The sequence below is a fragment of the Vibrio lentus genome, assembly GCF_002875945.1.
Classification (GTDB): domain Bacteria; phylum Pseudomonadota; class Gammaproteobacteria; order Enterobacterales; family Vibrionaceae; genus Vibrio; species Vibrio apostichopi.
On sequence record NZ_MCZK01000177.1, the window covers coordinates 48,560 to 59,881 of the forward strand.

Genomic DNA, 11,322 nt, shown 5'->3' on the forward strand with positions numbered 1-11,322 from the left:
GGCTCTGGCTCTGGCTCTGGCAAGGATTCAACAACATCGTCGAGTTGATCGCTACCTTGAATTTTAGGTTCGAAGTCAAAATCAGAGTCAATGTTCGCTGGAGACTCTACATCATCGATAGCTTCCGCTAACCAATCTTCAACCGTCTCTTCATCTTCTTCGGAGATATCATTTAAAGATGATGGCGAAACTTCATTTGATACACTTGAAGCGGGTTCTAGAGCTTCATCTGATGGCATTTCAACGTCAAGCACTGAGTTATCAGATAACAGTGAATCAATATCCAGTTCATCGACGTCATCAGGTGACATTGCTTCATCAGCAGCTTGAGTCGATTCTGAAGGAGAATCGAATTCATCTGCTGAAACAAGATCTTCAGAACTTGGAGAAGGCTCTTCAACCGGTGCTAATGCGTCACTATCAGAAGACATCAACTCATCAATCAATGCTTCATCTGTTGTTTCTAGTGAATCGTCAAGCAGCGCATCCGTTGCAGGTGCAACACCAAATAGATCATCGATAAAGTCATCACGATCAAAGTCTTTATCTTTTTCTGATTTAACATCAGCACTTTCTTGCGTCAGTTCCGACTCTGACGATTCTTCGCTAGGTTGTGAAGCTTCACTAATGTCCGAGACTTGCTTAGGCTCGAATTCAGAAGGCTCAGGCGTTAACTGAGTAAGCTCAGCGTCTGAATCAAGGTCATCGTTGGCTTTGCCAAAATCTAAGGCAGCGTCTAACTCTTTATCAAACGCCTGCTCTTCCGATTCAAGCTCGTCTTCAATGCCACTTGTCAGTAAGTCATCAAACGGGTCCAAAGATTCCGCTTTCGTTGCGTCGGCTTCATCCGTTGAAAGCGCATTATCTGACAATTCACTATCAAGGAAGTCATCAAGTAAATCGGTATTTTCGGCATCGAGCTCAAAATCATCGTCAGAATCACTGATCAATTCATCCAGAGTTTCCGTGCTGTCTTCGCTGATATTCAAATCATCATCAGTCGACAAGCCTGAAAGCTCTTCCAACTCAGATAGAGCATCGAAACCAAGCGGCTCATCTTCAGACTCTTTGTCTGATTCGCTGTCCAGCATTTCGTCGAGCAGGTCGGTAGAGTTGCTTAAATCAACGTCGTCCCCTTCAAGTTGCTCATCAAGCAAATCAAGATTAGGGATATCAAGTGACGGTTGTTCTGTTGCTAGTGCGCTCTGAGGTTGATCAGATAGCGCGGATTCATCTTCGTTTTCTAGTGGCTGATCAAACTGAGCCAAAATATTTTCGATGTCATCATCAGACGCTAAGCCGCTATTCAGGCTTGAGCTAATCTCATCATCGCTATCAAGGTCAAACGGGTCATTACCTTGTTCATTTTGCGCTGCAACTTGAGCAAAGATATCGTCAATATCATCATTGACTGTCGGTGCCGCTGGCTCGGAATTTTGTTGTTCAGAGATTAAGGCATCGATATCAAAATCATCGGTACTTAAATCAGTTGAAGCGGCGCTACCCTGCTGCTCAGAGATAAGAGCATCAATATCGAAGTCATCGGTCGCTGACGTGCCAATAGCTGGAGTCGCATCGCTTTGTTCTTCAGATATCAAGGCATCAATATCAAAGCTGTCATCGTCTTCGTCATCAAGCGCGAACAAATCATCCAATAACGATTGATCTAGTTCATTTGAACCTAAGTCTTCCGTTGCTGATTCTTGAGCGAGTAGAGCTTCGATATCATCGGCAGACATTGGGTTATCATCAGAAAGATCGAAATCACCTTCATCGGAATCCAGCGCACTTTCAGCCGTTTCGTCTAATGCACGCTCCATCTCTTCGAGGCCAAGCGCTTTCTCTTCGCCATTAACGCTGATGCCATTGCTGCTGTCTAAATCAAGATCATCAAAGTTCGTATCTAAGTCGCCGTTTTCTCCGATGCTCGCAAATGGGTCATCGTCTTCACCATCTAAGTTGAAGTCCAAATCAGCGTCATCTAAACCAGCAAAGATATCGTCTTCCTGGGCAAGCGCTTCATCGTCAAATAACTTGTTAGCGTCATCCTCGGTACCAAACAATTCATCATCGAGAGACAGTTCGTTATCAAGGTCGTCCATTTCATCACCTAAGGTGATTGGCGCGACACTGCTTGGTTGAGGCTGAATAGGTTGTTCTTGAGTCGTTTGTTGCTGCTCATCGTTTTTAGAACGACGACCTAACAGCATCACAATGATCAGACCAAGCAACAAGCCAGGAATAATCGCAAGTGCGGCAACGAGCCAACCATTAGACAACAGCTGATCCATGGCACTTGGCGCCATTTTTTCAATTTCAGCGTTCTTTCTTTTCTCTTCCGCGAGTAACTTTTCAACTTCGCTACGTATACGGTCTTCATCACTGAGTTCGGTCTTTAGGCCATCTACTTCAGACTGAACATTCGATAGCATCAAACGAAGTTGGTGGTTTTTCTCTTCCAGAGATAACAGCTCAGTTTCAGAAAGCTCTAGCTGCTTCTCAAGGTGGTTCATTTCCTTGGCACCCGTTAGCGGCTTATTACTAACGAGCTCTTTATTACCCATTATCGATTTATCGACAACTTTAGGTCCGCTAACCTTGGCTGTAGATTGTGCATCTTTAGGTGCTACATCAGTACGACTTGGTACTTGAGTGTTTTTTGGTTTGGCGGCAGCCGCTTTTGTGGTCGGCTTATCAAGCTTCGCGAGATGCAAGTTCATAATATTGATGGCTTGCTGCGTTGAACTTGCGCGAGTTTGTTCTAAAGAAGGCACACGTAAGTTGCTGGCAGGCAGCAGGCTATGGATATTCTGGTTTTCAAACGCTTGTGGGTTTAAGCGATAAATTGCCAACAGGGTTTGTTGGACTGAAACGGAACTATCAGGGCGTAAATTTGAAGCAATAGACCATAGCGTTTCTGAGCCACGAGTTGGACCATAGAAACGAGAAGGCTCAGCGCTATTTGATTGCGCTCTTTGAAGAGGTTCTGAAAACGTAGGCGCTGATTGTATCTGGCCATTAGGCCCTACAACTCGAATGGAATCTGCACGAACAACGGAAATCTGAGTCGCAATGATAAAGGCAAAAGGCATTAACCACGGCTTGAAAATTTGAAACATAAAAGGCTCAGCTAGGTGCTTAAATTCGGAAAAGTGATGATCTATTAAATATATCGGATAAATGACGTAAAACTATAGAGATGAAAACAAAAAATGTGTTGCAGCAACAATATTCGCAGCAATTTCACACAATTTGACTAACAATATTTTCAATCGATTAAAAAAGCCCCACTAAAGAGTGAGGCTTGATAATCAAAGCAATGAAGCTTAGAAGTAATCGCGAATCAGAACTTCAGCGATTTGAACTGCGTTGGTTGCTGCGCCTTTACGTACGTTATCAGCGACTACCCACATGTTCACACCGCTGTGATGACTGATGTCGTTACGAATACGACCAACCATTACGTGGTCTTTACCACCAGCATCACGAACCTGAGTTGGGAAGTCTAAAGCTTGGAAAACTTCAACGCCTTCCGTGTTCTCTAGAAGCTGAATAACTTGCTCTGCAGCGATTGGCGCGCGAGTCTCGATGTGTAGAGATTCAGCGTGACCGTAGAACACAGGAACACGAACACAAGTCGGGTTCACTGTAATTGAAGAGTCAGCAAAGATCTTTTGAGTTTCCCAAACCATCTTCATTTCTTCACGTGTGTAGCCGTTCTCTGTAAATTCATCGATTTGAGGAATACAGTTGAACGCGATCTGCTGTGAGAATGCTGACTTGTCAGCTGGCATGCCGTTAAGAAGCTTAGCCGTTTGACCTGCAAGCTCATCGATACCCTGCTTACCTGCACCAGACACAGATTGGTAAGTTGAAACGTTAATACGCTCAAGACCCACTTCATCGTGAATTGGCTTAAGTGCTACTACCATCTGAATAGTAGAACAGTTAGGGTTTGCGATGATGTTGCGGTTACGGAACTCAGCAATCGCTTCAGGGTTCACTTCTGGCACAACCAGAGGAACATCGTATTCATAACGGAAACGTGATGTGTTATCGATAACAACCACACCTTCGTCAGCCGCGATTGGAGCCCAACGTTCTGAAAGCTCGCTACCTGCAGAGAAAAACGCAATATGTACTTGAGACCAATCGAAGTCTTCTACATTTTGTACTTGTATTGTTTTGCCGTTAAAACGGGAAGTTTTGCCTTCACTACGTTCACTTGCTAGTAAGTGCATTTCACCGACAGGGAATTTACGCTCTTTAAGTACTTCAAGAATGGTTTCACCAACCGCACCAGTCGCACCTAAAATAGCAATATTAAATTCTTGGCTCATTGTTTCTCTCTTTTATAAAGTTGGCTTTACCATAAAACCGAGTTTAGATAACGGCGTTAAATTACAAGATTCGTCGCCCGTTAACTCGACTGCACTGTACTCTCTGCGGTCCCAATATTCTTTACGCATCTTGTCAAAAGAACCCGGCGTAGAGATATTGCGACGGAATAAGGCGTCGTCTTTGCGCACATCATAGATCAACTGAGTCAAATTGTGCAGTGTTGCTTCATCCCAAGCTCTATCTAATTTCATTTGAGGAACAGGCGCGATAGGAAGTAAGTCACTCGCATAAGCACGTAACTCGTTGCCTAAAAACTCACAATAGCTGTTAAAGATCATGGTGGTACCACGCGCTTTACCTTCTAAACCGTAGCCAGCAACGTGTGGAGTTGCAAAGGCCAACAGTGGAAGTAATTCCATATCAACTTCTGGTTCAAATTCGAATACGTCTAACGCAGCAGTGAAACCATCGGCTTTTTGCAGACGAGCTTTCAACGCTTGGTTGTCGACAATCGGGCCACGCGCAGCATTAATTAGGATTTGATCTGCACGGAAGTTATTCAGCACTTTTTCGTTGATCATGTGGTGCGTTGGAAATTCGCCCGTCTTGGTGATAGGCGTATGCAAGGTAATTACGTCAGATTGTTCTAATAACGTTTCAAGGTCGGTGAACTCACGAGTATCACCCTCTTGTTGTTTTAGAGGATCGTTCAGCAGTACTTTGATACCAATGCCTTCAAGGCATTTTGCTAAGTAACTACCCACTTGACCAGCACCAACAATGCCTACGGTTTTGTCAAAAACAGAAAAGCCTTGTTGCTGAGCCAGCACCATCATCGCACTAAACGCATACTCAGCCACACCCACCTTGTTACAGCCAGGTGCTGCGGTGAAGAAAATGCCACGCTCTTTCATCAATTCTTGGTCAACGTGATCCATACCCGCCGTTGCGGTTCCAACAAACTTAAGCTTGTTCGCTTTACTGATCAGCGCTTCATTGACCTTAGTCACCGAGCGAATCATCAGAGCATCTACGTCAACAAGATCGTCGGCGGTTAGCGTTCGACCGGACTTCATTGTCACCTCACCTAGCTGGCTAAAAAGCGCTTCAGCATAAGGCATATTTTCATCGATTAAGATTTTCATTGGGAAGGTACTTTCGTTGGGGTCTGTCGACCTTAAATGTGAATTGAAATGATTGTGCAAAATTCCACACACGGTGTCGAGTAGCAATTGGAATACATTATGAATAAAGGGCTGAATCACCTAGCCTGCAGAAGCAAGAACAGAATAAGAGTCGAGACCCAAAATCAAAAGGCTAAATCAGAAAGCCAAAACGAAAAATGCCCGATTGAATAAACAATCGGGCAAACATCCAGAACAAAAGGATCCTATCTCGCTCTCCAGGAGACAGAGTCTTGCGTCTGTTCAACCAGTAGTAACTAAGTCACTACTGATCAAGCTCTGGAAACCTTTCAACTTTTAAACCTAGATTTAAAAAACAATGTCTAAAAACCTATATTCAAAAAGCTTTGTTCTGTTGGTCATGATTACTGGGTGACCTGTGCGTGTTGAATCTGCACTCACATCACCCATTAACGATTAACCTTTTATTAATTTAACCTTGGCTTCAATTAGCCTTGGTATTTTTTGATTACTAGCGTTGCGTTCGTACCACCGAAACCAAAGCTGTTAGACATAACCGTTGTTAGCTCTTGTTCACGAGCTTCCGTTACGATGTCTAGGCCTGCGCCTGCTTCGTCTAGGTTTGCAACGTTAATGCTTGGTGCGATAAAGCCGTTATCAAGCATTAGTGTTGAGTAAATTGCTTCGTGTACACCAGCTGCACCTAGAGCGTGACCTGTCATCGCTTTGGTTGCTGAGATTGCTGGGCTGTTGCCGCCAAAGACTTCTTGGATTGCGCCAAGTTCTTTAACGTCACCAACAGGAGTTGAAGTACCGTGAGTGTTCACGTAGTCAACGCCGTCAACGTTTTGCATTGCCATCTTCATACAACGAACCGCGCCTTCACCAGAAGGAGCAACCATGTCGTAGCCATCTGAAGTTGCGCCGTAACCCACGATCTCGCCGTAGATTTTTGCGCCACGAGCAACAGCGTGCTCAAGTTCTTCGATAACTAACATGCCGCCGCCACCAGAGATAACGAAACCGTCACGGTCTGCATCGTAGGTACGAGAAGCCAATTCTGGAGTGTCGTTGTACTTAGTAGAAAGTGCGCCCATTGCGTCGAACATCATAGTCAGAGACCAATCCAGTTCTTCACCGCCACCAGCGAATACAACGTCTTGTTTACCCAGTTGGATAAGCTCCATTGCGTGACCAATACAGTGTGCAGATGTCGCACATGCAGAACTCATAGAATAGTTCACGCCACGGATTTTGAATGGTGTAGCAAGACAAGCAGAAACCGTAGAAGCCATTGTACGTGGAACCATGTATGGACCAACGCGCTTAACGCCTTTTTCACGGATGATGTCTACAGCGTTAACTTGGTTTAGAGATGAAGCACCACCTGAACCCGCAACGATACCAGTGCGGTCATTAGATACTTGATCTTCAGTTAAGCCAGAGTCAGCAATTGCTTGCTCCATTGAAAGATAAGCGAATGCCGCTGCATCACCCATAAAGCGCATTTTTTTGCGATCGATATGGTCAGCAGGGTTCATTTTCAGGTTACCCCAAACTTGAGAGCGCAAGCCATTTTCCTTGAACTGCTCTGAAGCGGTAATACCTGATTTACCCTCTTTCAGTGATGCTAAAACTTCTTCGACGTTGTTACCGATACTTGAAACAATACCCATACCGGTGATTACGACTCGTTTCATGTGACATTCCTATAATTCTAAATTCAGCTAGATGATAACTAAGAAGCCTAACAAAAGTGGTCAGCTTTCCTAGAAATTCGTACAATCCCTACCAACATATCGCTTCAAATCACAAAATGATAGATTTTATGACTTCAATTACTAATGCAGAACTGGAATGGAATGAGTCTGGCACGCCAGTTTCAGACCAATTTGACGACGTTTACTTCTCTAATGTTAACGGTTTAGAAGAAACTCGCTACGTCTTTTTAAAACAAAACCACCTTCCAGAGCGTTGGGTTGAACATCAACAACGCCGTTTTGTGATTGCTGAAACCGGGTTTGGTACGGGTTTAAACTTTCTCGCAGTCTGGCAATGGTTCGATGCTTTTCTTAAAGATAACCCACAAGCGATGACCAAAGAGTTACATTTCATCAGTTTTGAAAAATATCCTTTAAATAAAGATGATCTGATCAAAGCGCATCAATCTTGGCCAGAATTAGCCCAGTATGCGACGCAACTCCAAGAACACTATCCGATTGCCCTGCCTGAATGCCACCGCATTGTGTTGGGCGATGGCGCGATCACACTCGATTTATGGTTTGGTGATATTAAAGATTGTATGCCAAACGTGCCTACCCCGCAGGAAGGTTTGGTTGACGCTTGGTTCTTAGATGGCTTTGCGCCAAGTAAGAACCCTGAAATGTGGAATCAGAACCTATTCAACGGCATGGCCAAACTGGCAAAACAAGATTGCAGCTGTGCAACGTTTACTGCTGCTGGTTTTGTTCGCCGCGGTTTAATCGAAGCTGGTTTTGCGATGAAAAAAGTTAAAGGCTTTGGTACTAAGCGGGAAATGATTGCTGGCCGACTTGATGAGAAGCACGCTCACACCAACATCAAACCTTGGTATGGCCTAGCTCAACACAGTGATTCACAAGATATCGCCATTATCGGTGGTGGTGTTGCCAGTGCTGCGCTTGCAAAAACATTAAGCCGACGCGGTAAAGACATCACGCTTTATTGTGAACACCAACAAGCCGCTGGAAATGCCTCTGGCAACAATCAAGGTGCCATTTATCCGCTACTCAGCGAAGCGACATCGAATGTCTCAAGAATATTTGGTCCGGGCTTATTGTTTGCCCGCCAATTTATTAATCAAGCAGCACAATCAGTAAACTTCGATCACAGCTGGTGTGGCGTGAATATCTTGATGTGGGATGAAGGTTCAACCAAAAAGCTCAACCGTATGTTGGAAGGCAATTTCCACACAGACTTAATTCAGCGCTTAACGCCCGAACAAGCGAACGAAAAGATTGGCTTACCGGTTGATAAAGAAAGTGTTTACTTCCCACTGGGTGGTTGGTTAAGCCCTCTTCAGCTTACTCAAGGTTTGATTAGCAAGCTTGAAGAGACCAACCAAGTGAGCGCACACTATCAACACCAAGTAACACAACTTGAGTGGTTAGAAGCAGAGCAACAATGGTTACTGACGATTGAGACACCTCAAGGTGAGATTCAAACCAAGCACGATCAAGTGGTTGTCGCGAATGGACACAAGTTCACCCAATTTGAACAAACTCGCCCCGTACCTCTGACGCCAGTTAAAGGGCAAGTGAGTCATATCCCGACCACAGAGAATCTCAGCCAGCTAAAAACGGTATTGTGCTTTGATGGCTACTTAACGCCACAAAACCCAAATAACGGCCACCACTGTATTGGCGCGAATTACGATAAAACCAATATCGACCAAGAGTTTGACATTGAGGTTCAGCAACATAATGGCGAGCGCTTACACGGGTCACTACCAGAGCAAGCGTGGACAAAAGATGTCGATACCAGTGGTAACTTAGCGCGCCAAGGTATCCGCAGTGTGAGTCGAGATCACCTACCATTTGTCGGTAATGTGGGCGATTTTGAATCCATCAAAGAGCAATATCAAAACCTACACAACTTTAACCCGCAGCGTGATGCTATCAACAGTATCGAACCTGTTACCAGCTATCCGAACTTGTTCTGCTTTATCGGTTTAGGTTCGCGGGGTTTGAGCTCTACTCCTCTTTTAGCTGAAGTCTTAGCCTCACAAATTTGTGGCGACCCTCTACCTCTTCCGGTTGATGTGCTCGAAGCCATTCATCCAAGTCGAATGTGGATAAGAAGATTACGCAAAGGCAAAGCGTTAACAGAAGGTTGGGTTTCAACGAAACAAGCCAGTGCGGAATAGTCGATTATAGACTAGGTCTAAATATTCAAATAAGTGTTAGGCCGTGTTCATCTTACGAGCTGATTTTTGCAGCGAAAGGCCAACATGACCTAGTACGACCCAAACAAAAAAGCCCGAGCATTTCTCAATGCTCGGGCTTTGTTTTTCTAATCTTGTTTACGTCGCTGCTTCTTATTCTAGAGCAGTACGTTATTTTGCAGCTATTCGCTTTACTTTCCGCTTTTACAGCTTAGCAATCGCGTCTTTAATTTGAGCGGCAATCTCTTCATTGCTGATTGAACCCGACTCAAAATTAAAATTATCGTAGAAGCTAGGTACTGACAACGATGCTTTAACGTTACCGCCAAAGTATGGCGCTGAACCTGTCGCTGCGCCAAGTACCGTTTGTGCGCCACCTGGGCCTGGAGATGTCGCTAGGTAAACCGCAGGTTTCTCACCAAACACTGAACGTTCAATACGTGTCGCCCAGTCAAATAGGTTTTTGTACGCTGCAGGATAGTGGCCGTTGTGCTCAGCGAAAGAGATAACAAATGCGTCCGCTTCTGCTAGGTCACGCAAGAATGCTTGAGCGCCTTCCGCTTGGCCAATCTCTTTTTCAGTGTCTTCACTGAACATAGGAACGTTATAATCGTTGATGTTTAGAACTTTGACTTCAGCACCTTCAATCAAGTTAGCTGCGTAAGTTGCTAGAGTTTTGTTGATAGAGGTAGAGCTTGTGCTTGCGCCGAATGCGATAACTTTCATGATGTGACCTTTTCTGTGATTCCGTTAAGTGGGATTAGAATAACGTAGTCAGAAAATGGAACCATCACAAGGATTGAACGGACTCATTCAAAAATTTCGAATGAGTCTCAAATTATTGGTTCGGTCAAAAATGAGGAGGGAAAGTAGTGAGCGAATAATGTTGGGCGAATTACGATAGACGAATAATGCTAAACGACTAAAGTTACGCTTGGTTTTGCAGCTCAACCCAAAGGTCATTAACGATCGTACGATCGGCTGGCGTCAATTCAGAACGTGCGTCTTCTAGGCTCTTCTCAATACGCAATTTAACTTCTGCTACGTCTTCAATGCCGTCTTCTTCACATGAAGCCACTGAAAGAGAAATATGACCACGTAAGTAACCACCAGCAAACAATTCATCATCTGATGCGTTTTCAATGCGAGCATCAATTACTTCAAGTAGTTTTTCTTCAAATTCGATAATCATAATATTCTCTTATTTCACAATAAATTGGCTAGCACATAAAGGTTCTACATCGTAGAAGCTGCGCAATGCTTCAGAGAGCATTTTTACGCGAGGCGGAAGGCCAGCTTCAAAGATACCCATGACTTCGCTGTGTACTTTATTCATAAAGGCCAAACGATCTGGCTCAAAATCGCCGTGTAGATTGTCACAGCTGACATTAAAAGGAAAGCCTGCGCTTGTCGCAATGATCCATTCATACGCTTGCGGGCGAATTTCCACCTTTTCAAACTCGGCTTGAACCGACTCAGTGCGACCATCAGGCTCATACCAATAGCCAAAATCTTCCAGCAAACGACGTTCAGGGCCAGCCACACACCAGTGCGCTATTTCGTGCAGCGCAGAAGCGTAAAAGCCACGTGCGAAGACAATTCTGTGGTGTGAGATATCATCATCGGCAGGCAAGTAAATAGGCTCGTCAGCGCCTAGCTCCAATTTAGTATTAAAGCTGCCATAAAAAGTCTGATTAAAAATATCGATAATGTCGGAATATTGGTGCGTCATAAAGCTTGCTTGAAATGAAATAAACATGCGTATTTTGCTTTGTTTTATCGGCTTGGTAAAGCCCCTATCAGGCGTAATGTTAACGACACCAGTGCTCTCCACCATTACAAAGCTATCTCTCTCTACGATAGATAACCTCAAGTTACTCCAATTGATTACTTCAGCGGCTCTTCTCCGCTTAG

8 protein-coding genes are annotated in these 11,322 nt (G+C 44.4%); 1 reads left to right on the forward strand and 7 read right to left on the reverse strand.

Translation table 11 applies throughout. The features are described from left to right. The 4 genes from BCT49_RS26225 to fabB all read right to left on the reverse strand — a co-directional run. Positions 1-3,119 (reverse strand): FimV/HubP family polar landmark protein (locus BCT49_RS26225; protein ID WP_277869437.1); only part of this gene is annotated, 3,119 nt, incomplete at its 3' end. Between the two features lie 207 nt (positions 3,120-3,326). Continuing rightward, the gene (locus BCT49_RS24420; protein WP_102438845.1) at positions 3,327-4,340 is read right to left on the reverse strand and encodes an aspartate-semialdehyde dehydrogenase; all 1,014 of its coding nucleotides are present in this window, start codon (positions 4,338-4,340) and stop codon (positions 3,327-3,329) included. A gap of 12 nt (positions 4,341-4,352) precedes the next feature. Next, positions 4,353-5,486: a 4-phosphoerythronate dehydrogenase gene (locus BCT49_RS24425; RefSeq protein WP_102326391.1), complete on the reverse strand. Its 1,134-nt coding sequence runs from the start codon at positions 5,484-5,486 to the stop codon at positions 4,353-4,355. A 488-nt stretch (positions 5,487-5,974) separates the two neighbouring features. Then, positions 5,975-7,186: a beta-ketoacyl-ACP synthase I gene (fabB, locus tag BCT49_RS24435; RefSeq protein WP_010436883.1), complete on the reverse strand. Its 1,212-nt coding sequence runs from the start codon at positions 7,184-7,186 to the stop codon at positions 5,975-5,977. Between the two features lie 128 nt (positions 7,187-7,314). Here fabB and mnmC point away from each other — a divergent pair, with 128 nt between their 5' ends. After that, positions 7,315-9,390, forward strand: a complete 2,076-nt coding sequence (gene mnmC / locus BCT49_RS24440; protein WP_102438847.1) for a bifunctional tRNA (5-methylaminomethyl-2-thiouridine)(34)-methyltransferase MnmD/FAD-dependent 5-carboxymethylaminomethyl-2-thiouridine(34) oxidoreductase MnmC — start codon at positions 7,315-7,317, stop codon at positions 9,388-9,390. 222 nt (positions 9,391-9,612) lie between these two features. Here the strand turns inward: mnmC and BCT49_RS24445 are convergent, their stop codons facing one another. From BCT49_RS24445 to BCT49_RS24455, 3 genes are all read right to left on the reverse strand, one after another. Further along, positions 9,613-10,134, reverse strand: coding sequence for an NADPH-dependent FMN reductase (locus BCT49_RS24445; protein ID WP_102438849.1), 522 nt, complete (start codon positions 10,132-10,134; stop codon positions 9,613-9,615). A 202-nt stretch (positions 10,135-10,336) separates the two neighbouring features. Continuing rightward, complete coding sequence (locus BCT49_RS24450; RefSeq protein WP_004734185.1) at positions 10,337-10,600, reverse strand: YfcL family protein; 264 nt, start codon at positions 10,598-10,600, stop codon at positions 10,337-10,339. Positions 10,601-10,609: 9 nt separating this feature from the next. Further along, complete coding sequence (locus BCT49_RS24455) at positions 10,610-11,140, reverse strand: elongation factor P hydroxylase (RefSeq protein ID WP_102438855.1); 531 nt, start codon at positions 11,138-11,140, stop codon at positions 10,610-10,612. Between the last annotated feature and the right edge of the window lie 182 nt (positions 11,141-11,322).

What these genes read in the sequence shown, in the direction of transcription:
- fabB (WP_010436883.1), bottom strand. Translation starts at nt 7,186, where the DNA reads ATGAAACGAGTCGTAATCACCGGTATGGGTATTGTTTCAAGTATCGGT.
- BCT49_RS24425 (WP_102326391.1), bottom strand. Translation starts at nt 5,486, where the DNA reads ATGAAAATCTTAATCGATGAAAATATGCCTTATGCTGAAGCGCTTTTT.
- mnmC (WP_102438847.1), top strand. Translation starts at nt 7,315, where the DNA reads ATGACTTCAATTACTAATGCAGAACTGGAATGGAATGAGTCTGGCACG.
- BCT49_RS24450 (WP_004734185.1), bottom strand. Translation starts at nt 10,600, where the DNA reads ATGATTATCGAATTTGAAGAAAAACTACTTGAAGTAATTGATGCTCGC.
- BCT49_RS24420 (WP_102438845.1), bottom strand. Translation starts at nt 4,340, where the DNA reads ATGAGCCAAGAATTTAATATTGCTATTTTAGGTGCGACTGGTGCGGTT.
- BCT49_RS24455 (WP_102438855.1), bottom strand. Translation starts at nt 11,140, where the DNA reads ATGACGCACCAATATTCCGACATTATCGATATTTTTAATCAGACTTTT.
- BCT49_RS24445 (WP_102438849.1), bottom strand. Translation starts at nt 10,134, where the DNA reads ATGAAAGTTATCGCATTCGGCGCAAGCACAAGCTCTACCTCTATCAAC.